At 73.3% G+C, this 26939-nt stretch carries 18 protein-coding genes; 10 read left to right on the forward strand and 8 right to left on the reverse strand.

Annotation, left to right across the window (positions count from 1 at the left end):
- Positions 1–55 precede the first annotated feature (55 nt).
- The 3 genes from FGE12_RS01050 to FGE12_RS01060 all read left to right on the forward strand — a co-directional run bounded on the left by FGE12_RS01050 (position 56) and on the right by FGE12_RS01060 (position 5691).
- A complete protein-coding gene (locus tag FGE12_RS01050; RefSeq protein WP_153864334.1) occupies positions 56–1510 on the forward strand; it encodes a phospholipase D-like domain-containing protein in 1455 nt (484 codons plus the stop codon).
- 100 nt (positions 1511–1610) lie between these two features.
- On the forward strand, positions 1611–3482 hold the full coding sequence (locus FGE12_RS01055) for a diguanylate cyclase domain-containing protein (RefSeq protein WP_153864335.1): 1872 nt from the start codon (positions 1611–1613) through the stop codon (positions 3480–3482).
- 22 nt (positions 3483–3504) lie between these two features.
- Positions 3505–5691 carry a molybdopterin oxidoreductase family protein gene (locus FGE12_RS01060; RefSeq protein WP_153864336.1) on the forward strand — a complete coding sequence of 729 codons (2187 nt, stop codon included), beginning with the start codon at positions 3505–3507 and terminating at the stop codon, positions 5689–5691.
- A 5-nt stretch (positions 5692–5696) separates the two neighbouring features.
- On the opposite strand, the gene FGE12_RS01065 is transcribed toward FGE12_RS01060, so the two are convergent.
- On the reverse strand, positions 5697–8756 hold the full coding sequence (locus FGE12_RS01065) for an error-prone DNA polymerase (RefSeq protein ID WP_194797447.1): 3060 nt from the start codon (positions 8754–8756) through the stop codon (positions 5697–5699).
- An 82-nt stretch (positions 8757–8838) separates the two neighbouring features.
- Positions 8839–10278, reverse strand: a complete 1440-nt coding sequence (locus tag FGE12_RS30825; protein ID WP_153864337.1) for an OmpA family protein — start codon at positions 10276–10278, stop codon at positions 8839–8841.
- Positions 10279–10636: 358 nt separating this feature from the next.
- On the opposite strand from FGE12_RS30825, the gene FGE12_RS01075 reads away from it, so the two are divergent.
- Genes FGE12_RS01075 through FGE12_RS01095 form a run of 5 tightly spaced genes read left to right on the forward strand, consistent with a single transcriptional unit; the run spans position 10637 to position 19583 of the window.
- Positions 10637–17494, forward strand: coding sequence for a tandem-95 repeat protein (locus FGE12_RS01075; RefSeq protein WP_153864338.1), 6858 nt, complete (start codon positions 10637–10639; stop codon positions 17492–17494).
- 32 nt (positions 17495–17526) lie between these two features.
- Positions 17527–18030, forward strand: a complete 504-nt coding sequence (locus FGE12_RS01080; protein ID WP_153864339.1) for a phage tail protein — start codon at positions 17527–17529, stop codon at positions 18028–18030.
- A 12-nt stretch (positions 18031–18042) separates the two neighbouring features.
- Entirely contained in the window at positions 18043–18543 is a 501-nt protein-coding gene (locus FGE12_RS01085; protein ID WP_153864340.1) for a phage tail protein, read from the forward strand.
- Positions 18544–18552: 9 nt separating this feature from the next.
- Positions 18553–19086, forward strand: coding sequence for a phage tail protein (locus FGE12_RS01090; protein ID WP_153864341.1), 534 nt, complete (start codon positions 18553–18555; stop codon positions 19084–19086).
- An 11-nt stretch (positions 19087–19097) separates the two neighbouring features.
- Complete coding sequence (locus FGE12_RS01095) at positions 19098–19583, forward strand: GNAT family N-acetyltransferase (protein ID WP_153864342.1); 486 nt, start codon at positions 19098–19100, stop codon at positions 19581–19583.
- Here the strand turns inward: FGE12_RS01095 and FGE12_RS01100 are convergent.
- Together FGE12_RS01100 and FGE12_RS01105 are read right to left on the reverse strand one after the other, a co-directional pair.
- Complete coding sequence (locus tag FGE12_RS01100; RefSeq protein WP_153864343.1) at positions 19576–19872, reverse strand: hypothetical protein; 297 nt, start codon at positions 19870–19872, stop codon at positions 19576–19578. The two genes, FGE12_RS01095 and FGE12_RS01100, sit on opposite strands and share 8 nt — an antisense overlap.
- A gap of 4 nt (positions 19873–19876) precedes the next feature.
- Positions 19877–20755, reverse strand: coding sequence for an NHL repeat-containing protein (locus FGE12_RS01105; protein WP_153864344.1), 879 nt, complete (start codon positions 20753–20755; stop codon positions 19877–19879).
- Between the two features lie 143 nt (positions 20756–20898).
- Between FGE12_RS01105 and FGE12_RS01110 the strand changes: the two genes are divergently transcribed.
- Both FGE12_RS01110 and FGE12_RS01115 read left to right on the forward strand, forming a co-directional pair.
- Positions 20899–21471, forward strand: a complete 573-nt coding sequence (locus tag FGE12_RS01110; protein ID WP_153864345.1) for a hypothetical protein — start codon at positions 20899–20901, stop codon at positions 21469–21471.
- Positions 21472–21611: 140 nt separating this feature from the next.
- Positions 21612–22151 (forward strand): DoxX family protein, encoded by a 540-nt coding sequence (locus FGE12_RS01115; RefSeq protein ID WP_370458842.1) that lies wholly within the window; start codon positions 21612–21614, stop codon positions 22149–22151.
- A 1-nt stretch (position 22152) separates the two neighbouring features.
- Here FGE12_RS01115 and FGE12_RS01120 read toward each other — a convergent pair whose 3' ends face one another.
- The 4 genes from FGE12_RS01120 to FGE12_RS01135 are packed head-to-tail and all read right to left on the reverse strand — an operon-like array spanning position 22153 to position 26847.
- The gene (locus FGE12_RS01120) at positions 22153–22812 is read right to left on the reverse strand and encodes an NADPH-dependent F420 reductase (RefSeq protein ID WP_153864346.1); all 660 of its coding nucleotides are present in this window, start codon (positions 22810–22812) and stop codon (positions 22153–22155) included.
- Positions 22813–22856: 44 nt separating this feature from the next.
- Positions 22857–23729: a DUF4922 domain-containing protein gene (locus FGE12_RS01125; protein ID WP_153864347.1), complete on the reverse strand. Its 873-nt coding sequence runs from the start codon at positions 23727–23729 to the stop codon at positions 22857–22859.
- Between the two features lie 8 nt (positions 23730–23737).
- On the reverse strand, positions 23738–24304 hold the full coding sequence (locus FGE12_RS01130; protein ID WP_153864348.1) for a DUF1697 domain-containing protein: 567 nt from the start codon (positions 24302–24304) through the stop codon (positions 23738–23740).
- Positions 24301–26847 (reverse strand): spermidine synthase, encoded by a 2547-nt coding sequence (locus tag FGE12_RS01135; RefSeq protein WP_153864349.1) that lies wholly within the window; start codon positions 26845–26847, stop codon positions 24301–24303. Before FGE12_RS01135 ends, FGE12_RS01130 begins: the two co-directional genes overlap by 4 nt.
- Between the last annotated feature and the right edge of the window lie 92 nt (positions 26848–26939).

Consider the following 26939-nt stretch of genomic DNA (forward strand, 5'->3'; position numbering starts at 1 on the left):
CCCCGGGCTACGGTGGTCCTCCGCTCGCCGTCGCGCCCCCTGCCGCGCCCCCCTCATGTCGCTGCCCCCCGTCCTCACCGAGCTCTGGCCCCACGTGCTCGCCGGCCTCACCGTGCTCAGCAGCCTGCTGAGCTCCGGGCACGCCGTGCTGCACAAGCGCGACTCGCGCGCGGCGGTGGGCTGGGTGGGGCTCATCTGGCTCGTCCCGCTGGTGGGCGCGCTGCTCTACGTGCTGCTGGGGGTGAACCGCATCCGCCGGCGCGGCAAGACGCTGGGCCTGGGGCGCGGCACGCTCGCCCACCCACCCCCGGTGTGCGCCTGCGCGCCCGAGCACCTCGCACGCTCGGTGCCGGCCGCGGCCCACCTCGCGCCGCTCGCCCGGCTCGCGGGCGCCGTGGTGCGCCGCCCGCTCTTGCCCGGCAACCGGATGACGCCGCTGGATGGAGGGGATGCGGCGTACGGGGCGATGCTGCAGGCGATCGAGGAGGCCCAGCAGTCCATTTCGCTGTGCACGTACATCTTCGACAACGACGCCATGGGCCGGCGCTTCGTGGACGCCCTCGCGCGCGCCCAGGCGAGGGGCGTGCAGGTGCGCATCCTCATCGACTCGGTGGGAATGCGCTACTCGTGGCCCTCCATCGCGTGGAAGTTGCGGCGGGCGCGGCTTCGGCACGGGCTGTTCCTGCGCTCGCTGCTCTCCTTCCGCATCGCGTTCCTCAACCTGCGCAACCACCGCAAGATCCTGGTGGTGGACGGCCGGGTGGGCTTCACCGGCGGGATGAACATCCGGGCGAGCTTCACCACGCAGCCGGGCCGCCCGCCGCGCGGGCGCGACCTGCACTTCCGCATGGAGGGGCCGGTGGTGGCGCACCTGCAGGAGTCCTTCGCCGAGGACTGGGCCTTCACCACCCGCGAGGTGCTCGAGGGCGAGGCCTGGTTCCCGCAGCTCGGGGCCGTGGGCCCGATGCTCGCGCGCGGCATCAGCGACGGGCCGGACGAGGACTTCGAGACGCTGCGCACGCTGCTGCTGGGCGCGCTCGCGTGCGCGCGCGAGAGCGTGCGCATCGTGACGCCCTACTTCCTGCCGGACGCCGCGCTCAACACCGCGCTCAACGTGGCGGCGCTGCGCGGCGTGCGGGTGGAGATCGTCCTGCCGGAGAAGGGAAACCTGCCGGTGGTGCAGTGGGCCTCGCGCGCGCAGCTGTGGCAGGTGCTCGAGCCCGGCTGCCGCGTCTTCCTCAGCCCGCCGCCCTTCGATCACACGAAGCTGATGGTGGTGGACTCCACCTGGGGCCTGGTGGGCTCGGCGAACTGGGACCCGCGCAGCCTGCGGCTGAACTTCGAGTTCAACGTGGAGCTCTACGATCCCGCCTTCGCCCGCGAGCTGGACGCGATGGTGGACGCCCGGCTGCGCGCCGCGCGCCCGCTCACGCTCGCCGAGGTCGACGCCCGCTCGCTGCCCGCCAAGCTGCGCGACGGGCTCGCCCGGCTGCTCTCGCCCTATCTGTAGGCGCGGGCGCTTTGCGCGTTTTGCCCGGGTTCGGGGCCGAAAGCCGAAGCCCGATCCCGAAGCGCGATCCACGCCGTATAGGGTAGGTCAAAGGTCATCCATGGACGCCTACGCCCTCATCGCCGACTCCGATCCCCGCCGCCTCGAGCTCTACTCCGGAATCGTGCAGCAGCAGGGGTTGCAGCCCGTGCTGGTGCGCGACGGAGACGCCGCGCGCCTGGCCCTGCGCAAGCACGGGGCGCCCGCGCTGCTGGTGACGGATCTCTCGCTCCCGCGCTGTGACGGCTTCGCGCTCCTCTCCGAGCTGCGCAAGCTCGCGCCCGAGGACAAGGCCCCGGCCGTGGTGGTGTCCGCCTTCCTGGAGCTGCGCAACGCCGCCTTCCAGCGCCGCACGGAGCTCGGCATCTCGGAGCTGCTGGCCAAGAGCGCGCCGGCGGACAGCGTGAACAAGGCGATCGTGCGCGCGCTGGTGCGCCCCAAGAGCGTGCGCCCCGCCGCCCCGGCCTCGCCGCCTGCCCCTCCCACGGCCCCCCGCGCGAGCCAGGACCCGCGGCGCGAGGTGGCAATGAAGGAGGCCGGCCTGATGAGCGGCGCGCCGCAGGACGCGGGGCTCGAGCGGATCCTGCGCGAGACGGCCGCCGCCATGGGCACCTCCATGGCGCTCATCTCGCTCGTGGCGCGAGACCGCCAGTACTTCGAGGGGCACTTCGGGCTGCCGGCGCCGCTCGCCGAGCAGCGCGGCACGCCCGTGGAGTGGGCCTTCTGCCGCCACGTGGTGGACGCGGACGTGGCCGAGCCCCTGGTGGTGCCGGATGCGGCGCAGAGCCCGGTGTTCCGCGACAACCCGCTGGTGCGCGACTTCGGCGTGCGCTCCTACGCAGGCGCGCCGCTCGTCACTCCGAGCGGCGCGGTGCTGGGCACCCTGTGCGTGCTGGACCAGCGCCCGCTCGCGCTCGGCGCCGAGCAGGTGGACGCGCTGCAGGGCATCGCCCGGCGCGTCGGAGGCGAGCTGGAGCTGCGCTCGCGCTCGCCCGGCGCAGACCCGCTGGATCGCACACTTGCCGCGCTGATGCAGGCGCTGCGCACGAGCGGCGCGGGCGAGCCGCTCACCGGGGCGCTCTCCTACGTGCGCGAGGTGTTCGACGCGCTGGACGTGGGCATGGTGCTCTACGACGGGCGCCGCCAGGTCATCCTCGCGAACCGCTCCGCGGGGCGCTTCATCGGCGCCGAGCCGCAGGGGCTCACGGGGCTCACGCGCGAGGGGCTGGTGGAGACGATCGCCGCTCTCGCCGTGGACCCTGCGGACCTGCGCCGGCGCATGCATGTCCTGCCCAGCGGGCCCTTCGCCGCGCGCGACGAGCTCGAGCTGCTGCGCCCCGAGCGCCGCACGCTGCGCTGGGTGGCGCGGCCGGTGCGGCTGCCGGACGGCAGCGACGGGCAGATCGCCATCTTCACGGACATCACCGTGGAGCGGCGCCTGCAGGAGGAGCATGCGCGGCTCGCCTCCACGGATCCGCTCACGGGCTTGTGGGCCGGTGCGGGCGCCGAGGACGCGCTCGCGCGCGAGTTCTCGCGCGCCCGGCGTTACGGCTCGCCCCTGGCCATCGCCCTGCTCGACGTGGACCACCTCAGGCGCGTGAACGAGCAGCTGGGGCGCTCCGCAGGAGACCGCGCGCTCAAGGAAGTCTCGGACGTGCTCAAGCGCACCGCGCGCAACACGGACGTGCTCATCCGCTGGGGAGGCGAGGAGTTCGTCGCCCTCCTGCCCGGCGTGGGGCTCCAGGGTGGCCGCGAGTTCCTGAAGCGGCTGCAGGCGGCCGTGGCGGCCGTGGACGTGGGGGCCGAGACGCCGCTCACGCTCTCGGCCGGCCTCGCCGAGCTGCGCCCGGAGGACGACCTGCAGGCCCTGCTGCTGCGCGCAGACACCCGCCTCTACGAGGCGAAGAGCGTGGGCGGCAACACCGTGCGCTAGCCCCGCCGTTATAGTGCGCGTCATGGCTCCTTCCCGCGCGGCGCGCACGCACTTCAGGACCTGCAACCTCTGCGAGGCGATGTGCGGGGTGCGCATCGACGTGGAGGAAGTGGACGGAGCCGAGCGCGTGAAGTCCATCCGCGGCGACGACGCGGACCCCTTCAGCCGCGGGCACATCTGTCCCAAGGCCGTGGCGCTCAAGGACCTGCACGAGGACCCGGACCGGCAGCACCGCCCGCTGCGGCGCACCGCCACCGGCTGGGAGGAGCTCGGCTGGGAGGCGGCGCTCGACGAGGCCGCCTCGCGCCTGCACGCGGTGCAGCAGCAGCACGGCCGCGACGCGGTGGCCACCTACCTGGGCAACCCCACGGTGCACAACCACGGCGCCATGCTCTTCGGCCCGCTGCTCCTGCGCACCCTGCGCACCCGCAACGGCTTCTCGGCGACGTCCGTGGATCAGCTGCCGCACATGCTCGCGGCGCACCTGATGCTGGGCCACCAGCTGCTCATCCCCATCCCGGACATCGACCGCACCCACTACTTCCTCGCGCTCGGGGCAAACCCGCTCGCCTCCAACGGCAGCCTGATGACGGCGCCGGACGTGAAGGGGCGGCTGCGCGGCGTGCAGGCGCGCGGCGGCAAGGTGGTGGTGGTGGACCCGCGGCGCACCGAGACGGCGCACGCCGCGGACGAGCACCTCTTCATCCGCCCCGGCACCGACGCGCTCTTCCTCTTCGCGCTGCTGCGCGAGGTGCTCGCGAGCGGCCCGCGCCTGCACCACCTGGAGGGCGCGGTGGTGGGGCTGGACGCGCTGCGCGCAGCTGCGAGCGAGTTCACGCCCGAGCGCGTGGCGCCGTACACCGGCATCCCGCCCGAGCAGGTGCGCCGCATCGCGAGCGAGCTGCTCGCCGCGCCCAGCGCCGTGGTCTATGGGCGCGTGGGCACCTCCACCCAGGCGTTCGGCAGCCTCTGCCACTGGCTCATCAACGCGCTCAACGTGGTGAGCGGGAACATGGACCGCCCGGGCGGGGCGATGTTCACGCGGCCCGCCTTCGACATCGTCGGAGGCCCGCGCGCGCTCGCCTCCAGCCGCGGCGGCTTCGGGCGCTGGAAGAGCCGGGTGCGGGGGCTGCCCGAGTTCGGCGGAGAGCTGCCGGTGGCGGCGCTCGCCGAGGAGGTCCTCACCCCGGGCGAGGGGCGAATCCGTGCGCTCCTCACCTTCGCGGGCAACCCCGTGCTCTCCACGCCCAACGGCGGCCAGCTGGAGCGGGCGCTGGGCGCGCTCGACTTCATGGTGAGCGTGGACCCGTACCTCAACGAGACCACGCGCCACGCGCACCTCATCCTGCCGCCCACGACGCCGCTCGAGCGCGGCCACTACGACATCGCCTTCCACGCGCTCGCGGTGCGCAACACGGCGAAGTACTCGCCGCCCCTCTTCGAGAAGCCCGCGGGGGCGATGCACGACTGGGAGATTCTGCTCGGCCTGCAGGAGCGTCTCGAGCGGCTGCGCCACGGCCGGAGCCTCGCGCGCGCGGCGAAGCACCGCGCGCTGCGGCGGCTGGGGCCCGAGGGCATCCTCGCCGTGGGGCTGCGCTTCGGGCCCTACGGCGCCGGCCGCAACCCGCTCAAGCGGGGCCTGGGCCTCTCCACGCTGCGCAAGGCGCCGCACGGCGTGGACCTCGGGCCCTTGCAGCCCTGTCTTCCAGGCCGCCTCGCCACGCGCGATCGCCGCGTGCAGCTCGCCCCCGAGCCCTTCCTGCAGGACGTGGCGCGGCTGCGCGCGGCCTTCCCCGAGACGGCCGGCGACCCGCTGGACGGACAGCTGCTGCTCATCGGCCGGCGGCACGTGCGGGACAACAACTCGTGGATGCACAACGTGCCCAAGCTGGTGAGCGGCAAGGCGCGCTGCACGCTCATGCTGCACCCGAAGGATGCGCAGGCGCGCGGGCTCGCGGAGGGCGCGCTCGCCCGGGTGCGCTCGCGCGTGGGCGAGGTCACCGTCCCGGTGCAGGTGACGGACGAGGTGATGCGCGGCGTGGTGAGCCTGCCCCACGGCTACGGCCACACGCGCCCGGGCGTGAAGGCCGGGGTGGCCGTGCAGCACGCGGGGGTGAGCGTCAACGATCTCACCGACGACCAGGCCGTGGACGCCCTGAGCGGCAATGCCGCGTTCAGCGGCGTCCCCGTCCACGTGCAGCCCGCCTGAGCGGCTCAGCGCGCGAGGGCGCGCTGCGGCGCGGGCTCCGCCCCGAGCGCGATCGGCTCCAGGTGCTGCACCTTCACGTTGCTCACCTTCCCGTTGCGCTCGAGCAGCCCCTCGCCCACGAGGAAGAGCGCGCCGTGGATGTCGCGGCGGTAGCGCTCGTAGAGGTCCGGCGGCACGACGAGGTTGGCGATTCCCGTCTCGTCCTCGAGCGAGAGGAAGCAGAAGCCCTTCGCGGTGGGGGGCTTCTGGCGGCAGATGAGCATGCCGCCCACCGCCACGCGCCGCCCGCCGCTCACCCGCGCGAGCCCCTCGGCCGTCACCGCGCCGCGCCGCTGCAGCATCGGGCGCAGCAGCGCGAGCGGGTGGCGCTCGAGCGAGAGCCCCACCGTGTCGTAGTCCTGGCTCACCCGCTCGGCGACGCCCATGGCGGGCAGCGCCACGCGCGTCGAGTCCATGGGCAGGCCGAAGAAGAGGTCGTCCTCCTCGAGCGGGCCCAGGGCCTGGATCTCCCACAGCGCCTCGCGCCGCGCGCTGGCCAACGAGCCCAGGGCCCCCGCGAGCGCGAGCCGGGTGAGCTCGTGGCGCGGCACCCGGGCCCTGCGCGCCAGCTCCCCGATGCTCGGGTAGGGCCCCCCGCGCAGGCGCGCGCGCTCCAGCGCCCGGCCCGTCTCCTCGCGCAGCCCCTTCACCAGCCGCAGGCCGAGCCTGAGCGCCCCGCCCTCCTCCAGCGTGCAGTCCCAGCCGCTCGCGTTCGCGTCCACCGCGCGCACGCGCACCCCGTGGCGCTGCGCGTCCGAGACCAGGGTGTGCGCCGCGTAGAAGCCCATGGGCTGCGAGTTGAGCAGCGCCGCAGTGAAGGCCTGCGGGTAGTAGCACTTGAGCCAGGCCGAGGCGTACGCGATGAGCGCGAAGGAGGCCGAGTGGCTCTCCGGGAAGCCGTAGTGCGCGAAGCCGCGGAACTGCTCGAAGAGGCCTTCCGCGAACTCGCGCGGGTAGCCGCGCTGGACGCACCCGTCCACGAAGCGGCGGTGGTAGGGCCCCAGCAGGCTCTCGGCGCGCTTGTGGCCCAGGGTGCGGCGCAGGCCGTCCGCCTCGCCGGGGCTGAAGCCCGCGGCCACCATGGCGAGCTTCATCGCCTGCTCCTGGAAGAGCGGGATGCCCAGCGTCTTCTCCAGGATGGCGCGCACCTCCTCGGACGGGTAGTCGGGCACCTCCAGCCCCTCGCGGCGGCGCAGGTAGGGGTGCACCATGTCCCCCACGATGGGGCCGGGGCGGATGAGGGCGATCTCGATGACGAGATCGTAGAAGGTGCGCGGCTTGAGCCGCGGCAGCATGTTCATCTGCGCGCGGCTCTCGATCTGGAACACGCCCACCGAGTCCGCGTCGCACAGCATGTCGTAGACGCGCGGGTCCTCCGCCGGGATGGTGGCGAGGCTGAGCGCCCTCCCGAAGTGCTCGCGCACCAGTGCCATGCACTTGCTGAGCACGGTGAGCATGCCCAGGCCCAGCAGGTCCACCTTGAGCACGCCCAGCGCGTTGATGTCGTCCTTCTCCCACTGGATGACGGTGCGACCCTTCATCGCCGCGTTCTCCACGGGGATGAGGTCCACGAGCGGCTCGCGGGTGATGACGAAGCCGCCCACGTGGATGGAGAGGTGGCGCGGGAAGCCCTCCAGCTGCGCCGCGAGCGCCACCGTCTGCTGCACGCGCCCATCGCGCGGGTCGAGGCCCGCCTCCACCAGCAGCTCCGGGGTGACGCTCTCGTGCGCGTGGCTGCCCGCCACCTTCGCGAGCCGGTCCACCTGGTCCAGCGAGAGCCCCAGCGCCTTGCCCACCTCGCGCAGCGCGAGCCGGCCGCGGTAGCAGATGACCTCGCACACCATGCCGGCGCGCTGCCGCCCGTGCTTCTCGTACACGTACTGCAGCACTTCCTCGCGCCGCTCGTGCTCGAAGTCCACGTCGATGTCCGGCGGCTCCCGGCGCTCCATGCTGAGGAAGCGCTCGAAGAGCAGCCCCATGCGCACGGGGTCTATCGCCGTGAGGTGCAGCGCGTAGCAGACGGCGGAGTTGGCGGCGCTGCCGCGGCCCTGGCAGAGGATGCCGCGCTCGCGCGCGAAGCGGACGATGTCCCAGAGCGCGAGGAAGTAGCCGGGAAAGTCCAGCGCCTCGATGAGCTTCAGCTCGTGCTCCACCTGCTTCGCCACCGGCGCGGGGACGCCCGCGGGGTAGCGCCCGTGCAGCCCCGCGCGCGTGAGCTCGCGCAGGTAGCTCATGGGGGTGTGGCCGGGCGGCAGGTCCTCCTCGGAGAAGTGGTAGCGCAGATCCTCGAGGCTCGCGCTGCAGCGGCCCGCGAGCTCCTGCGTGCGCGCGAGCGCGTCCGGCAGGTCCGCGAAGAGCCGCCGCATCTCCTCGGGCCCCTTGAGCGTGCGCTCCGCGTTGGGGAAGAGGCGCGCGCCGGCCTGCGCCACGCGCGTCTTGTGGCGGATGGCGGTGAGCACGTCCTGCAGCGGCTGGCGCGCGCGCGAGTGGGTGTGCACGTCGTTGTGCGCGAGCAGGGGCGCTCGCAGCGCTGCCGCGAGCGCCTGCGCCTGGGCGCAGCGCGCCGCGTCTCCAGCAGACAGCGTGCGGCACACGCCCACGTAGAAGCGCCCCGGGAAGGCCTCCGCGAGCCGCCCCACCTGCGCGAGCGGCGCGGGCGCGGGCAGCAGCGCGAGGAGCCCCTCGGAGGCCTCCGCCAGCTCGCGCCAGGCGAGCCCCGCCTCCCCCTTGGGGTGGCTCAGGCGGCTGCGGCTGAGCAGCCGGCACAGCTGCGCGTAGCCCGCGGCATCCTGGGCGTACACCACCACCGGGGGCCCGTCCGTGAGCGTGAGCTCGCTGGCGAGCAGGAAGCGCAGCCCCGCCTCCTTCGCCGCGAGGTGCGCCTTCACCGCGCCGTACAGCCCGTCCCCGTCCGTGAGCGCGAGCGCACTCAGCCCCAGGGCGTGGGCTGCGGCCACCAGCTCCTCGGGATGGGAGGCCCCCCGCAGGAACGAGAAGCTGGAGCGGCAGACGAGCTCGGCGTGCACGCCTGCCCATATACTGCACGCACGTTCAGATGACCGCTCGTTTGTTCGCCTGCCCACACTCGAAGTGTGGGCCGCCCATCGCTCAGTACGCCTCGGACTGCGAGGTCTGCTCCCCGGGCTGCACCTGGACGACGAGGCGCACGCGGCGGTTCGCCCGGCGGCCGGCGCGGGTGGACTCCGCGGCCTCCGGCTGCTCGGAGCCGCGTCCGCGCGTCTGCAGGCGCTCGGGCGCGACACCGCGCTGCAGGAGGTAATGGCGCACCGCCTCGGCGCGCGCCTGCGAGAGGCGGCGGTTGTACGCGGGCGGGCCCTCGCTGTCCGCGTGGCCCTCCACCACCACGAGCTCCAGCTCCTCGTGCGCCTGCAGCGTGCGGGCGACGTCATCGAGCGTGGCGGGGCAGGCCTGCGAGAGCGCGCTGCTGTTCCAGGCGAAGAGGCACACCTGGGCTTCGACGTGCTTCACGGCCTCGGCGCGCGCCCGCTGCGCCTCCGCCTGCGGCGCCGCTGCGACCGGGGCCTGAGGCGCCGGCGCCGGAGCGGGACAGCCCTGCGGGGCGGGCCCGGGCTCGGTGGGGCACGCATCCCGGGCGTCCGCGACGCCGTCGCCGTCGCGGTCGGCGCTCACCTCGGGCGCACGGCTCGACGGAGCGGGCGCAGAAGTGCGCGAGGAAGAGGCCGTGGCCGTGTCCAGGGTGAACGCGAGCCCTGCGAGGCCGCGGAAGGTGGGCGTGCCGAAGCTGCGCGAGAGCCCCGCGCCCGCGAGTGCGTAGGCCTCCACGCGCTGCGCGAAGCGGTAGCGCGCGCCTCCCAGCAGCTCGCTCGAGAGGCGCGCGCCGTCGGTGGGCAGCGAGGCCCGCAGCGCGAGCTCCCCGCGCAGCCCCTCGCCCTGCGTGTGCAGGAGCGCCGCCGCCTCCAGCTCACTGCGCGTGATGGGGGTGCCCTGGAAGTCCACGGTGCGGCGCAGCGAGAAGCCCACCTCGGCGCCCGCGCGCAGCAGCGAGCCGAGCGTGCGCCCCACGCTCAGCGTGGGCCTCAGCTCGCTCTCGCGGGTGAGCGCGCTGCGGTTGCTCAGGGGCAGCTGCGCGCCGAGCCCCACGGCGAGATCCAGCGGAGCACCGGCCGCCTCGCGCAGCGCGGCCACGCGCACCTGCAGCCGCGGGTCGCCCACCGCCGTGGCCGCCGGCTGCGCCACCCCGAAGGCCTCCAGCGCATCGCCCTGCTGGTGCACCACCAGCGGCAGCTGCGCACCCAGCTCCAGCCACGGGGTCGCCGCCCACGCCGCCGTGAGGTGCGTGGTGAAGCGGCTGCCCAGCACGGCGCCGCGCAGCTCGCCGTCGCGCGCGTACTCGATGGGCGTGCGCTCGTAGTGCCCGGTGAGACCGAGCCGCAGCGCGCGCGGCGCCAGCAGGGCCGCGCCGTCCGCGACGAGCGAGTCGGCCGCGCCGGGGTTGAGGGTCAGCCTCTCCACGCTCAGCGCAGGCAGGGTCGCCGTCTGGGCCGAGGCCCCCAGGGGAAGGGCCACGGCCCCCACCGCTGCCGCCCACACCCCGCACGCTGCCCTGCGCCACGTCCGCTCGAATCGATCCACGAGAGCCCCTCACTCGCGTCCGACACGAGCGAAATTTTCCACACCGTAGCGGGAGCCGGCGGAGGGGAACAAGGGCAGTCCGGCAAAAAGCGGCGCGTGGACGCGGGATTGCGCTGTCCGGTGCTCGACCGTGCGCGGGGAGCCGCGGAACTACCACCTGAGCGCACAATTACAGCCTATCGACAATTCTTTGCGGACTGTGAAATATTCCTCACCTGCGCCGGGCGGAAGCCGCGGGTGCTCCCTTCCCTGCTGCCCCGCCTGCGCTTCCCGTCAGGCCGAGGAGTCCCTGGTGTCCCTCCCCCCGAGCTGCCGCCCCCTCCTCGCCGTCGCCGCTGCGCTCGCACTCAGCGCCTGTGGGGACTCGGCGCTGCGCGTCCTCACGCCGTCCATGAGCGCGGCGTCCTTCACCACCCCCGAGGACACGGTGCTGCGGGGCAACCTGCGGCCCGCGGACACCGGCGGGAGCAGCGCGCTGAGCTTCGCCACCACGAGCGCGCCTTCGCACGGCACGCTGGCGCTGCAGGCGGACGGCGCCTTCGTCTACACGCCCGCGCAGGACTTCGCCGGCGAGGACCACTTCAGCGTGGAGCTGCGCCGCGGCGAGAGCACCTTCCCTCCCGCCGAGGTGACGATCACGGTGAGCCCGGTGAACGACGCGCCGGTGCTCAAGGGCACGCTGCCCGCGCTGAGCACCCCGGAGGACACGGCGCTCGCGCTGAGCGCCGCGGACCTGGTCGCCGCCGACGTGGACGACGCCCTCTCGAGCCTCACCCTGAGCGTGAGCCCGGGGGCGAACTACACCTTCTCCAGCGGGCGCCTCGTGCCCGCGCAGGACTTCCACGGCACGCTCGAGCTGGACGCGCAGGTGAGCGACGGCAAGGCGCAGGTGCCGGTGCACCTCTCCGTCACCGTCACGCCGGTGAACGACGCGCCCGTCATCTCGGCGCAAGCTGGCGCGCTCGCCGGCACCGAGGACTCGGCGTTCAGCGTGTCCCTCGCGGACGTGGTGGCGAGCGACGTGGACAACGCCGCGGCCGAGCTCTCGCTCTCGGTGCTCGACGGCCCGGGCTACACCCACGTGGGCAACACCGTCACGCCCGCGCAGGACCTCAATGGCGCGCTCGCGGTGCAGGTGGCCGTCTCGGACGGCAGCGTGCAGAGCGCCCCCTTCGCGCTCTCCGTCACGCTCGCGCCGGTGAACGACGCGCCCGTCATCCGCGCACAGGCGGCTCTGCTCACCACGGCCGAGGACACCGCGCTCGCACTCTCGCTCGCGGACGTCACCGTCACGGACGTGGACAGCGCCCCGGCCGCCTTCACCCTCACCGCCGCGCCGGGCAGCCACTACAGCCTGCAGGGCAACACGCTGATCCCCGAGCCGGACTTCAACGGCACGCTGCTCGTCCCGGTGACGGTCTCGGACGAAAGTGTCCAGAGCACTGCCTTCACCCTCTCGGTCGCCGTCACCCCGGTGAACGACGCGCCCGTCATCCAGGGGCAGGCCCACGCGCTCACCACGGCCGAGGACACCGCGATCACGCTCGTGCTCGCGGACCTCAACGTCACGGACGTGGACAGCGCCGCGAGCGCGCTCTCGCTCGTGGTGCTCGATGGCGCGGGCTACAGCCACGTGGGCAACACCGTGACGCCTGCGCAGGATGCCACCGCGCCCCTCGCCGTGCAGGTGGCGGTGCGCGATGGCAGTGCCCAGAGCGCGACCTTCGCCCTGCAGGTCGGCGTCACGCCGGTGAACGACGCGCCGGTCATCGACGCCCAGGCGCACGCGCTGTCCACGCTCGAGGACACTGCCCTCACCCTCTCCCTCGCGGACCTGGACCTCACGGACGTGGACAGCGCACCTGCGGCGCTCTCCCTCGTCGTGCTGGATGGCGCGGGCTACGCGCACACCGGGGCGCAGATCACCCCCGCCCAGGACGCGAACGGCCCGCTCACGGTGCAGGTGGCCGTGAGTGACGGGCAAGCCCAGAGCGCGCCCTTCTCTCTCGCCGTCAGCGTGACGCCGGTGAACGACGCGCCGGTCATCGCCTCCCAGGCGCACGCGCTCTCCACCGCGGAGGACACCGCGCTCTCGCTGTCGCTCGCGGACGTGAGCGCCACGGACGTGGACAACACGCAGGCCGAGCTGTCGCTCGCGGTGCAGGACGGGGCGGGCTACTCACACGTGGGCAACACAGTCACGCCCGCGGCGGACTTCAACGGCACGCTGTCCGTGTCGGTGCGCGTGAGCGACGGGCAGCTGGACTCGGCCCCCTTCTCGCTGAGCATCAGCGTCACGCCGGTGAACGACCCGCCCGTCATCACCGCCCAGGCCCGGGCGCTCTCCACGGACGAGGACACGGCGTTCACCGTGTCGCTCGCGGACGTCTCCGCCAACGACCTCGAGGGCAGCCCCCTCACGCTCGCGGTGCAGGACGGCGCGGGCTACACCCACGCGGGCAACGTGGTGACGCCCGTGCGCGACGCGAGCGGCCCCCTCCAGGTGGGGGTGCGCGTGAGCGACGGGACCGCCGAGAGCGCCCTCTTCCTCCTCGATGCCACGGTGCGCCCGGTGAACGACGCGCCGGTCATCGTCTCCCAGGCCCACGCACTCTCCACCCAGGAGGACGTGCCGCTCACCCTCGGCGTGGACGACGTGAGCATCACGGACGTGGACAGCAGCAGCTTCACGCTCGCGGTGCAGGACGACCCGGGCTACAGCCACGTGGGCAACACGGTGACGCCGCCGAGCAACTTCAGCGGCACGCTGCGGGTGCCGGTGGTGGTGAGCGACGGCGCCGCCCAGAGCGCCGTCTTCGAGCTCGCCGTCACGGTGGGCGAGGTCAACGACGCCCCGGTCATCACCCGCCAGGCGCGCGCCGTGAGCACGCCCGAGGACACCGCCTTCGCGCTCTCGCTCGCGGACGTGACGGTCGTGGACCCGGACAACACCCAGGCCGAGCTCTCGCTCGTGGTGCAGGACGGGCCCGGCTACGGCCACGTGGGCAACACCGTGACGCCGGCGCAGGACAGCAACGGCGCCCTGCAGGTGGGTGTGCGGGTGAGTGACGGCACCGACCTGAGCGCCGTCTTCCAGCTGCAGGTGAGCGTCACCCCGGTGAACGACGCGCCCGTCATCGTCTCCCAGGCGCGCCCCCTCGCCACGGACGAGGACACCGCGTTCGCGGTGGCGCTCACCGACGTGACGGTCACGGACGTGGACAGCGCGCCCGCCTCCTTCTCGCTCTCGGTGCTGGATGGCCAGGGCTACAGCCACGTGGGCAACAGCGTGACCCCCGCGCAGGACGCGAACGGACCGCTGCAGGTGCGCGTGGCGGTGAGCGACGGCACGGACACGAGCCTCCCCTTCGCGCTCGACGTGACGGTGCGCCCGGTGAACGACGCGCCGGTCATCGCCTCGCAGGCGCATGGCCTCTCGACGCTGGAGGATGCGCCCCTCACGCTCACCCTCGCGGACGTGGTCGCGGCGGACGTGGACAGCCCCCCGGCCTCCTTCTCGCTCGTGGTGCTCCCGGGCAGCCAGTACACGGTGTCCGGCACGCAGATCACCCCGGCGTCGCACTACCACGGCCCGCTCACGGTCGACGTGGCCGTCTCGGACGGCGCGGCACAGAGCGCGCCCTTCGCGCTCGCGGTGACGGTCATCTCGGTGAACAACGCGCCGGAGATCCTCCAGCAGGCCCGCGCGCTCTCCACGCCGGAGGACATCGCGACCACCCTGGTGCTCTCCGATGTGGTGGCGACGGACGCGGACGGCGATGCGCTCACCCTGGTGGTGCTCGATGGCGCGGGCTACAGCCACGCAGGCAACAGCGTCACCCCGGTGCAGGACTTCTTCGGCGCGCTCAAGGTGCGCGTGGCGGTGACGGACGGCGAGGCCTCGAGCGCGCCCTTCGAGCTGGACCTCACCGTGACCCCGGTGAATGACGCCCCGGTCATCGTGAGCCAGCACAACGCCCGCTTCACCGCGGAGGACACGGCCCTCACCCTGGTGCTCGGCGACGTCGACGTCACGGACGTGGACCTGCCCCTGCAGACGCTCACGCTCGCGGTGCAGGACGGCACGGGCTACACGCACGTGGGCAACAGCGTCACGCCGGCGCAGGACTTCTTCGGAGCGCTCAAGGTGCGCGTCACCGTGAGCGACGGGACGGCGAGCAGCGCGCCCTTCGACTTCGAGGTCAGCGTCACGCCGGTGAACGACGCCCCGGTCATCACCACCCAGGTGGCCACCCTCTCCATGCCCGAGGACGGCTCGCTCGAGCTGCCCCTCTCCGCCGTCAGCGTGACGGACGTGGACAGCGACCCCGGCAGCCTCACGCTCAGCGTGGAGGACGGCGCGGGCTACACCCACGCGGGCAACAGCGTCACGCCCCCGCAGGACTTCAACGGCACCCTCTCCGTGTCCGTGCGCGTGAGCGACGGCGTGGCGAGCTCCGCACCCTTCTCCGTGAGCATCACCGTGACGCCGGTGAACGATGCGCCCAAGGTGACGAGCCAGCGCGCGCTCGCCATCAACGAGGACGTGACGCTGCCGCTCGCCGTGAGCGATCTCACCATCGTGGACCCGGACAGCAGCACCTTCACGCTCACCGTGGGTGACGGAGCCAACTACACCCGCTCGGGCAACAGCATCACGCCGGTCTCGAACTTCTGGGGCACCCTGAGCGTCCCGGTCACCGTGAGCGACGGCAGCCTCAGCAGCCCCACCTTCACCGTCACCGTGACGGTGAACAAGGTGAACAAGCTGCCGGTGGTGGGGGCGGACAGCTACAGCACCGTCGGCAACACCGAGCTGCTGGTCTCCACGGCGGCGAGCGGCGTGCTCGCCAACGACTCCGACCGCGAGTCCACGCTCGTGGTCAGCGCCTTCTCCGCGACGAGCACCCAGGGCGGCAACGTGGGGGTGAACGCGGACGGCACCTTCTTCTTCCGCCCCAAGGCGGGCTTCGTCGGCACCGACACGTTCACGTACACCGCCAAGGAGAGCGACAACACGCAGACGGTGGTGGGCACCGTCACGGTGAGCGTGGTGGGCCCGGTCGTCTGGTACGTGAACAGCGCGAGCACGAACGCGGTGGCGGATGGCCGCTCGCAGTCGCCCTTCAAGAGCCTCACGGCCGCCGGCACCGCCTCGTCCGCCTCCGTGGCGTCGATCATCTTCGTCTACCGCGGCAACAGCGCGAACGCCGGCGCGGCCTACACCGCCGTGACGCTGGACCCGAACCAGCAGCTGCTCGGTGAGCCCACGGGTCTCACCCTCGCCCCGAACGTCTCCATCCCGGCCGCCGTGGCGAGCGCCGCCAACATGCCAGTCATCGGGCAGTCGGTGACCCTGGCCTCGGGCACGGTGGTGAAGAACGTCATCGTGAGCTCCACGGGCAACGGCCTGGTCGGCTCCGGCGTGAGCGGCTTCAGCCTGCTCAACGTGCCCGTCACCGCGGCCAGCGAGGGCGTGGTGGTGTCCGGCAGCGGCGCGGCCACGCTGGACACCGTGCCGGTGACGAGCACCAACGGCCGGGCGCTCTCGCTCACCGGCTTCTCCAGCGTCACCGTCCCGCAGCGGAACGTGGACCTCGTCGCCACGAAGGGCGCGGCGCTGGAGCTGGTCACCGTCGGCACCGCGGACGTGAGCGTGAACAGCCTGAAGTCCACGAACAGCCTCGCACAGGGCGTGCACCTGGAGGGCATCACCACGGGCTCGCTCACGGTGAAGCAGCCGATCTCCATCAGCAGCGCGGTGGGTGCGGGCGCAGGTGCGCAGCAGGGCATGCTGGTGAGGACCTTCGCCGGCACGCTCGTGCTGCCGCAGCTCGTCATCACCGGCGGCCAGCAGGGCCTGGTGGTGGACGGCTTCAGCGGCACCCTCTCGCTCGCGCCCACCACGGGCGTCGCGGGCGCGGGCGCGAACATCCAGAACACGTACCTGTCCGGCATCACCCTGGGCAACGCGAGCGGCGTCACCCTGCGCCGCATCCTGGTGAGCACCGCCAACGGGGACGGCCTGCGCATCCCCGACGGCGCCAAGGTGACGGGCCTCATCCTCAGCGACAGCACCTTCACCAACACCGGCAGCGCCGCTCCCACCCTGTCGAACTGGGGCCTGAACCTGGGGCGCGGGGCCGCGGGCCGCAACGCGCAGCTGGACGGCACCTCGTCCATGACGGACGTCACGCTGACCAACTGGGGCAGCGGCGGGCTCCTGCTCGAGAACGGCAGCGGAACGCTCTCGCTCACCCTGCTGCGCCTGCTGGTGAAGGGGACGATCGCGGGCCCGGGCATCCTGGTGCGCACGGACGCGACCAACGGTGGACTCCCGCAGCTGACCCTGCTCGTGGACCGCTGCCAGGTGAATGGCATGCCCTCGGGCAGCAACGGCCTGGACGTGGCCACCGACGGCGGCCGGGCAATCCTCACGGCGACGGTGCAGGACAGCAACTTCGACAACGCGAGCATGCTGGGCAACAGCGCGATGCGCTTCAGCGCGGACGGCGCCAGCGCCGCCCTCACCGCCAACGTGCTGCGCAACACGATGCGCAACTGGGTGGGCCACAGCCTGCTGCTCCAGGGTGGCGATCAGTCCGTGGACCTGCGCGCCACGGTGGATGGCAACACCATCGTGGGCGACACGGCCTTCGCCGCGACGAGCCGCTCGCTGGGCAACGGCATCCGCGTGCTGATGGACCCGGACCCTGCGAACACCGCCCTGAGCGGCCGCGTGCTGCTCGCCAACAACACCATCCAGATGACGGGCCTCTCGGGCATCGACGCCACCGTGCGCCAGTCGCTCAGCTCCGCGGCCAACAACCGCCTGGACCTGCTGGTGCGCAACAACAACATCGACGCCCGCAGCGCGGTGGACCCGGCCAACGGCAATGCGCTCGCGGTGCGCGCCACGGGCGCCGGCAGCACGCTGTGCACCTCCGTGACCGGCAACACGCTCAACGGGGCGAGCTTCGGAGCCCTGTTCCAGCAGACCACCTCGGGCAGCTTCACCGTGCAGGGGCTCGCCACGGCCACCGTCGCCGGCGTGCAGAGCTACCTGACGGGCAACAACCCCACGGTGTCTCCGTTCCCCACGGCCTCCGGCACCTTCGCCGCGGCCACCGCCAACTGCAACGTGCCCTAGAAGGCCCTCCACCGCTCTGAGAGACTGCTCCCATGGCCGAACCCTTCCTCAGTGAAATCCGGTTGATGTCCTTCGTCTTCGCCCCCGTGGGCTGGGCGCTGTGCAACGGGCAGCTCTTGCCCATCAACCAGAACCAGGCGCTCTTCTCGCTCCTGGGCACCACCTACGGCGGCAACGGGCAGACGAACTTCGCGCTGCCGGACTTCCGCGGCCGCGTCCCCATCCACATGGGCGCGGGGCACACGCTCGGCGAGCGCGCGGGCGAACAGGCGCACACGCTGACGCAGTCCGAGATGCCCACGCACGCCCACCAGTTCCAGGTGTCCAACGCTCCGGCGGACCAGGCCTCGCCTGCTTCGAACGAGGCGCTGGCCCGGCCGCGCGTGCCGCTGTTCAAGGCGCCCCAGCAGCTGACCTCGCTGCACCCCTCGTCCGTGAGCAACGTGGGCGGGAGCCAGGCGCACCTGAACATGCAGCCCTTCCTCACCCTCAGCTTCTGCATCGCGCTGCAGGGCATCTTCCCCTCGCAGACCTGAGGAGCCCGCCCCATGGCCCAACCCTACGTCGGAGAGATCCGCCTCTTTGCCGGCAACTTCGCCCCTGCCGGCTGGATGTTCTGTGAGGGGCAGGAGCTGCCCATCTCGGAGTACGAGACGCTGTTCAACCTCATCGGGACCACCTACGGCGGAGACGGCCAGAACACTTTCTGGCTGCCGGACCTGCGCGGCCGCGTGCCTCTGCACCAGGGCAACGGCTTCATCCTCGCCGAGACGGGCGGCGCCGAGCAGGTCACCCTCACCACGAGCCAGATCCCGGCGCACACCCACGCGCTGCTCGCCGACACGCAGCCGTCGGAGACGTCCTACCCGGCGGGGGGCGTGCTCGCGGAGGCAGACGAGGACGTGTACGTGCAGGCGAGCGCGAACATCGCGCTGCACGCCACCTCGATGACGCCGGTGGGCGGCAGCCAGCCGCACACCAACTTCCAGCCCTACCTCTGCATCAACTACATCATCTCGCTCTTCGGGATCTTCCCGTCTCCCACCTGAGGTCCCGCCATGGCTGATCCCTTCGTCGCAGAGATCCGCATGATGCCCTTCAACTTCGCCCCGAAGGGCTGGGCCTTCTGTGACGGGCAGATCCTGCCCCTCTCGCAGAACACCGCCCTCTTCAGCCTGCTGGGCACCACCTACGGTGGGGACGGCAAGAGCAACTTCGCGCTGCCCAACCTGCAGGGCAACGTCCCCATGCACCCCGGGCAGGGGCCCGGCCTGAGCCTGCACAACCTGGGCGAGACGGGCGGCTCGCAGACCGTCAGCCTGCTGCAGTCGGAGATCCCCGCGCATACCCATGCCCTGATGGGGAGCAGCTTGCCGGGCGAGGGAAACGACCCCGGCCCCAGCGTGGTGCTCGCGAGTCCCGGCGCCGTGCCGCTCTACAACGTGGGCAGCCCGGGCCCCGTGCAGCCGACGACGCTCGCACCGCAGGCCCTCACGCCCGCGGGCGGCGACCAGCCGCACAACAACATGATGCCCTACCTCACCGTGAACTTCTGCATCGCGCTGCAGGGCGTCTACCCGCCCCGCACCTAGCGCGCACCTCCATGCCGCCCCCTGGCGTCAGCCTGCGCCCCATCGCGCGCGAGGATGCGGAGCTGCTGTGCCGCATCTACGCGAGCACGCGCACCGAGGAGCTCGCGCAGGTGCCGTGGCCGCAGGCCCAGAAGGACGCCTTCTTGCGGATGCAGTTCGAGGCACAGCACGCGCACTACCAGCTGCACTACGCTGACGCCGCGTTCCACGTCGTGATGCGCGGCGAGCAGCCCGTGGGCCGCCTCTACGTGCACCGCCGTGCGAGCGAGATCCGCATCGTGGACATCTCGCTGCTGCCCGAGCAGCGCGGCACGGGGCTCGGCACCGCACTGCTGCAGGAGCTGCAGGAGGAGGCGCGTGCAGGCGGGCGCATCCTCAGCATCCACGTGGAGCGCACCAACCCCGCGCTCTCGCTCTACCGGCGCCTCGGCTTCCAGGTCGCCGCGGACGACGGCGGCGTGTACCTGCGCATGGAGTGGTCACCCGGCGTCAGCTGAAGATCGCCTCGTAGCGCATGCGGCCCTGCAGCGGGCCCAGCGGCACGAGGAAGATGTCCAGCGGGCCCATGGCGGGATGCTCGAGCGTCCGGGTGCCCTGCTCCATGCGGTGCCCCTCCGGCCCGAGGAACTGCAGCGAGAAAGGTGTGCGCGCGCCGACGCGCCCGTGTCCCAGCGCCACCGCCTTCACCAGCTCGAGCGCCACCGGCGCGCCGGGAGCGCGCAGGCGGAAGGCGGTGCCCGCGTGGGGCGCGAAGCTCTCCAGGCTCAGCTCGGGCGGCAGGTGCATGGCCCTACGCTGCCGCAGCGGCCGGCACGGTGGCAACCTCGAGCACGCCCGAGGGCGTGAGCGCCGCGTGCACCGGCGCGGCCGGCAGCCCGTCGCGCGTGAGCTGGATGCGCTCGCGCAGCCGCCCGTCCGCCGCGAAGGCGAAGATCACCGCCGCCGTCACGTCCGTCACGTAGGTGCACCCATCCGCGGCCGCCACGATGCTGCGGGGCGAGAGCAGCCCGTCCTCGCGGCCTCCGTAGCGGCTCACCACCACGCCCTCCGGCGAGACGACGGCGATGCGGCCGCTGCCCCCCTCCACCACGTGCAGGTAGCCGTCCGGCGCAATCGCCAGCCCGCGCGGGGTCTCCAGGAGGCCCTGCGCGAAGGCGCCCAGCGCGCGCCCGTCCGCCTCGAAGCGCTGCAGGCGGTGGTTCAGGGTGTCGCTCACCCAGACGCTCCCATCTGCGGCCACGGCGACGCCGTACGGGAAGGCCAGCTCGCCCTCCCCCGTGCCGGAGCGGCCCAGCTGGCCGAGGTATGCGCCCGAGCGCGTGAACACCTGCACCCGCGCGTTGCCGCGGTCGACGACGTAGACGCGCTCGTCCGGCCCCAGCGCGAGCGACGTGGGGCCGTTGAGCTGCCCCGCCCCCATCCCGAAGCGGCCCAGCACCACGGGCTCGCCCCCTTCGGCGGCGTGCACCAGCACCCGGTTCGCCAGCGGCTGCAGCTGCACCCGGCGGCCGCGCGTGTCGAAGAAGAGCAGGTCTGCGTCGCCGCCCGCGTGCACGTCCGGGAGGATGCCCACGGCAGGCGACCCGCAGCCCACGCTGGCGAGCGGCAGGACGAGCGAGACGGCGCCAAAAGCCGAGAGGCGAAGGAAGTTCCGGCGGGGCAGTGACATTGGAAATGTACTGTACTGCTCAAAGCCTTCCGAGGGGAAGGGGGCGCCCGGCTCGGGCGGGTTCCGCGTTGCCCCGGGGCGCAGCGCGCCTGTACACACGCTCCCCGCGCGCAGCCTTCCTTGCGCTGGAGGAGAACCCACCGGTGGCCACCCGTCCGACGAATGCCAGCACCCGCAACGCAGCCGTGAGCGCCATGCTCGACCCCGCCCTGAGCGGCGCGCGCGATGCCCTGCAGCGCTTCCTGGAGAAGGCGCTCGTCGCCCAGTTCGGCGCGGGCTGGCAGGCCTCGCTCGAGCGCGACCGCGCGGCCTCCCCCGTCCGCGGCGCGAGCGACCGCTGGGACTGGGGCAGCATCAGCTACCGCCTCGGCCACTTCCGCGCGCCCCAGGCCGGAGCACCGGGCGGCGGCGCGGTGAGCGAGCCGCTCGTCGCGCTCGCGCGCCTCGCCAAGGCCTACCGCAACCTCTTCCAGCACGAGGAGCTCTCGGACGCGCAGGTGCGCCACGCGATGGAGGGCATCGCGCTGCTGCACGAGGCGCTCGGCAGCAAGGCGCTGGCCGCCCAAGCGCGCGCCGCGCTCGAGGTCTGGGACGCTCCGGCGCGGGGGCGTGCGGCCAAGGCCGCGAGCAAGCGCCCGGCTGCGAAGCGTCCCGCGGCAAAGCGCCCTGCCGTCAAGGCGCGCCCGAAGGCGGCGAAGAAGGCGACGCGCCGATGACGGCGGGCCCTCTCCTCCCGGGCCGAGCGGCGGCCGTGCGGGCGTGAGCGGGGCGGCTGTCAGCGCCCTCCACCGTGCCGATCCTCAGCGCGGGCCGGCGTCCGGCCCCGTGTGCGCCGAGGGCGCGAGAGGGAGGACCGATGGACCTCGCAGGAAACGTCGCAGGAATGTGGCCGGGAAGGCCCCGCAGTGCCGCCGCCGGTGGGCTGCTGACGGACGTCGCGGCGCTGCCGCCGCGCCTCGCGCTCGGCGGGGCGCTGGTCTACCACGGCGCCTCGAAGCTGCGCGGTGAGGGGCCCGCGCAGACGGGGCAGTTCTTCGAGGCGGTGGGCATCAAGCCCGGCGAGGCGCTTGCCCGCGTCACCGGCTGGGCCGAGGTGCTCGCCGGCGCGCTCTCGCTGCTGGGCGTGGGCACCCGGCTCGCGGCGCTCACCGTGCTCGCCACCCAGCTCGTGGCCGTGAGCAAGGTGCATGCGCCCAAGGGCTTCGACGTCACGAAGGGCGGCTACGAGTACAACGTCGCACTCATGGCCATCGCACTCGGGCTGCTGCTGCGCGGGCCCGGGAAGCTCTCGGTGCACGAGGGGCTCGAGCACCTGGCCGAGGGGCGCGGGGCGCGGCGCTGGCTGAGGCGCGCGCGGCCCAGCCCGGTGCTGCGGGCGCTGAAGCTCGTGAAGTAGCTCAGGCCTTGAAGGAGGCGGGGCGCTCGGGCTTTGCCTCCGCGAGCGCCCGCTTCACGCCGGCCGCATCGTAGTCCTTCGCGTACACGGGGCTGTCCGGCTGCTGGCGCCAGGACTCGTCCAGCGTGCCGGCGTCCACCGGGTCGAAGCCCAGCTCGTCCACGAGCCGCATCACCACCGCCTTCGCGGCCGCGTCGTCGCCGGCCACCGGCAGCGCGATGCGTCCGGCGCTGCCGCGAGGCTTGCCCTTGTCCTGCAGGTGCTGGGCATAGATGTTGTTGAAGGCCTTGATGACGGGCCGCCCCAGCTGGCGCGACACCCAGCGGCTCTCGGTCATCCCGGCCTCGATCTCTGCGATGCGGCCGTCGCGCTGCTTCGGGTAGTAGTTGCCCGTGTCCACGATGACCGCCCCCGGCGCCGCCCCGTCGAAGACTCCGGCGGGCAGCTGCGGGACGTTCTTCTCCGGGATGGTCACCACCACCAGCTCGGCGCCGCGCGCCGCCTCGGTGACAGGCACCGCGCGCGCCCCGGTCTCCGCGGCGAGCGCCGAGAGCGTCTGCGGCCCCCGCGAGTTCGCCACCGCCACGTCGTGTCCCAGTGCGCGCAGGCGCCGGGTGAGCGCGCCTCCGATGTGCCCTGCGCCGATGATTCCGATCCGCATGCGAGTGCCTCCCAGGGTGGCAGCGTCCGCGCGCGCGTCCGGCCTCAGTCCCCGGCCACCGCGCGCAACACGGCGGCGGGGCCAGCCTCGCGCACGCGGGCGAGCTGCTGATGGGTACGCACGAGCAGCGAGCCTGCGAAGCCCATCGCGTTGAGCTCGATCCCCTCCCAGGCTGCCGCGCGCCGCGGCACCAGGATCATCCAGCGGCGGGTGACGAGAAGGTTGTAGGGCCGTGGCGCCTCGCTGAAGCCCAGCGCCCGGCGCAGCGCCCCGTAGGCTTCGTGCAGCGCCACCCCGTCCACCGCGAGGCTCCCGCTGGGCAGCCCCAGCCCCATGGCCGCGTGGGCGAAGGGCAGCGCGGGCTCGCGTGCCACCCGCCACGGGGCAAGCGGGCCCAGCACGCGCTCGATGGGCGCCCGCAGCCCGCCGGGGCCCAGGGGCGCGATGAGCTGCAGGTGCTTGTGCCGCTGGCTCGCGCCCGCGCCGGGGCCCGCGTTGTAGAAGGCGAGCCCGTCCAGCTCGCCGAGGCAGCGCGAGAGCGCGTGGAAGTCCGCGGCGCCGAGCAGCGCCTCCTGCTCCTCGAAGGCGCGGGTGACGATCAGCAGGTGCGGCTGCACCACGGGGAACTTGTTGAGCAGCAGCGCGTGCGTGCGGCCGAGCGTGCCCACCACCAGCGGCAGCGGCGGCGCGAGGAAGGGGCTTCCCCCCTTCAGCACCCCGCTGCGGCGCACCTTGCGCTGGATGCGGCCGAGCACGCGCAGCTGGTAGGCCACGCCGCCCTGCTCCACCCCCTGCGCCTCGGTGGTGAGCGGCTCGAGGTCCCCGGTGGCGAGCGCGTGCGCGTTGGCCTCGAGCGCCCGCCGCCACAGGGTCCCCGGCTCCAGCTGCGGCCACTGCTGCTGCGGCGTCTCGGCCATCTGTGTCCTCAGTCGTCGGCCTGGGTGGCAGGGGCTGCGTCCGCGAGCGCGAGCAGCTTCGTCACGGTGCCCCAGTTGCGCGCGGTGGCGGTGACGCCGAGGCGCGTGCTGCTCAGCACCGCGGCCAGCTTCGAGCGCCCCATGCCCTGCGGAAAGCGGGCGTAGAGCTCACGGCCCACGACGCGGAACTCGTCCGGCGCGTAGGCGGCAGGGTCCAGCGCCGCGAGCCTCTTCGGCTCGGGCGCCGCGGACAGGAAGGTGACGGCGAAGCGCGACGGGTCCTCGTCCGCCCCCGGCAGCGGATTGGCCGCGATGGCCGCCGCCAGCTCGTCGCGGGTGCGCACCAGCACCTCGACCTCGAAGCCCAGCGCCGCCTCGAGCGCCTCTTCCAGCTGGCGCTCGAGCCGCGCCGGCGGCAGCTTCTTCTTGCTGCCGAACACGGCATTTCCGCTCTGCAGCAGCGTCACCACGTCCTCGAAGCCCTGCGCCTCGAGCAGCGCGCGCAGCTGCGCCATGGGCACCTTCTTGTGTCCTCCTACATTGATGCCACGCAGCAGCGCCACGTACCGGTTCATACGCCGCGTTCTACCGCCGTCCCTGCCCCGGAGGGAGCCTTCGTGCGCCCGGAGGCGAGCGCGAGCAGCGCGCCCCCGTAGCAGGCCGCCGCGAGCCCCAGCACCACCCGGAAGCCGAGCCCCATGCCCAGCATCAGCGCGGCCACCGAGCCGATGACGGTGAAGAAGCCGTTCACGCCCCAGGCCCAGGGGATGAGCTCCGGGGCGCGCGCAGCCACCTCGCGCAGGCCGGTGGGGAAGGGCACGCCGAGCGCGATGCCCAGCGGCGCCACCATCAGCGCCGAGAGCACCACGCGCCAGGGCAGGTCGAGTCCCAGGGCGGCGCGGAAGACGAGCGGCGTGGCCAGGGCCGTGAGCAGCAGCAGCGCGAGCAGCACCGGGATCGCCGTGCGCAGGGTGCGCAGCGGATCTCCTCCACTGCGCACGAGCGCGCGCTCGGCGAGCGCCGAGCCCACCCCGGTGAAGGCCAGCAGGCTCGCGAGCACCACCGCCAGCGTGTAGACGGGCTGCCCGAGGAAGAGCGTGAAGCGCTGCAGCAGCGCGATCTCCACCATGATGAAGCCGAGCCCCAGCCCGGCGAAGTACACCAGGAGCGCTCCGCGCCCTGCCACCCGCAGCCCGGCGCGCTGCCAGCGCACCAGCGGCAGCAGGATGAGCACCGCCGCGACGACGCAGGCCTGCACGAGCAGCGCGGCCAGCGTGAGCTCCGCCACCGGCTTGTTCTCGAGCGCGAGCCTCCGGGCGAGGCGGTCTCCCCTCTTCTGGGCGAACAGGTCCTTCAGCGTGGATGGCCCGAGGCTGCTCCAGCGCGAGCGCTGGTTGAAGAAGGGGCGGTCGTCGGTGGCCGGGGCCAGCTGCGCGGGCTCCGCCGCGTACACGGCGCGCACGTCGGGCGCCTCGAGCAGCCGCTGGTAGAGGCTGCCCGGCTGCACGTGGTCCGGAGCGTAGAGCAGCTCACCGCGTGTGCCGTCGGGCGCGGCGAGGGTCGCGCGTGCCTCGATCGCCTTCAGCTCCTCGGGCGTGAAGGGCGAGCGCTTGAGCAGGAAGCCCGCGACGAAGGCGGGCGCTCCGGGCGGAAGGCGCGCATCGCCCACGATGCGCCAGAGCACGAGGTGCTGCGCGGGGCTGCCCAGCCCGCGCCGCTCGAAGAGCTCGCGCGCCGTGGCGAGGAGCCGGCCCAGCTGCGCCTCCGGGCGGGTGAAGAACAGGGTCCCGTCCGGTGCGAGGTGGTCCAGGTAGTCCTCGAAGGCCTCGAGCGTCAGCACGTAGTTCTCCGCGAGGCTGAGCGCCCCCGAGGCCACGGCCGCGTTGCTGATGGTGTGGTGCGAGAGGATGGCGTCGTAGTGCTCGGTCGAGCGGCGCACGAAGCTGCGCCCCTCGTCCGTGACGAGGTGCACCTGAGGCTGGTCGAAGAGCCCGCCCCAGAAGTCGGCCCGCGGCCCGGTCTGCATCGCGGTGATGAGCGGGTTGATCTCCACCGCGGTGATGGAGGAGGCCCCTGCGCGCAGGCCCTGCACCACCTCGTTGCCCGCCCCCGAGCCGATCACCAGCACCCGCGCGCCCCGCTTGCCGAGGAAGGCGAGGTCCGCGGCCGCGGGGTCCGGCTCGGGTGGATGGGCCTGCAGCGCGCGCTGCACGTCCGGCCGCAGGTCGTCGATGCCGGTGGAGGCCGTGCCGGAGTCGATGATGAAGATCCGCGACGACGGCGCTCCCGTCTTCGGGTCCGCCGGAGCCTCCACCAGGTCCACCCGGGAGAAGGTGTTCCAGCCGGTGGCGAGGATGGGGACGCGCGGCGGCCAGCCCTTGTTCGGAGTGACGGCGACCGGCAGCAGCGCCTCGGCCCGCGGGGCGAACACCCCGGCCACCAGCGCGAGCGTGAGGCCCGCGAGCGCGAGCGCGCCCGTGCGGGGGCCCCGTCCCCCGGACGCGAACGCCGCCGCCGCGGCGAAGCCCACCCCGGCCGCCACGACCACCGTGCCCGAGCCGCCCACCCTCGGAATCACCCAGGCGATCGCCGCGCAACCCAGCGCCGCTCCGGCGAGGTCGAAGGCGTAGAGCCGGTTCACGTCCGCGCCCCCGCGCGTGAGCAGCAGCGCCACGGCGAGCCCCGCGCAGAAGAAGGGCGCTGCGATCGTCACGTAGTACAGCGGCATGAAGGCCCACTGGCGCCCGTCCACCAGCAGCGCGAAGGGATCGAAGGGCACGCGCTGCAGCCCCCAGAAGCTCGCCACCGTCACCGCTCCGAAGCCCAGCGAGAGGAGGGCGAGCGCCGGCGCGAGCGGCGCGCGCTCGCGCAGCCAGGGCCAGAGCGCGAGCAGCACCCCGGCCGCCCCGAAGCCCAGCAGCGCGGTGGAGATGACCAGGAAGCCGAAGTGGTACCAGAGCGACACCGACAGGACGCGCGTGAGCCCCAGCTCCAGCAACAGCGTGGCGCAGGAGAGCAGGAAGATGCCCGCGTGGCGGCTGCCCGCCCGGGACACCGGTGCGGGAGCGGCGGGCGGGGCGTGCACGACGACGGCGGGTTCGGGACGGCGCTGGAGCATGGGACTCTCCCGGAAGTGCCGCGGCCCGAGCCGGCCGCGGCACGTCCCCGAGGCTGCGCGCGCAGAGCGCAGGCGGGCCATGGGACAGCGGT

Origin of the sequence: Aggregicoccus sp. 17bor-14 (genome assembly GCF_009659535.1) — a bacterium.
In the GTDB taxonomy this organism is placed as follows: Bacteria; Myxococcota; Myxococcia; order Myxococcales; family Myxococcaceae; genus Aggregicoccus.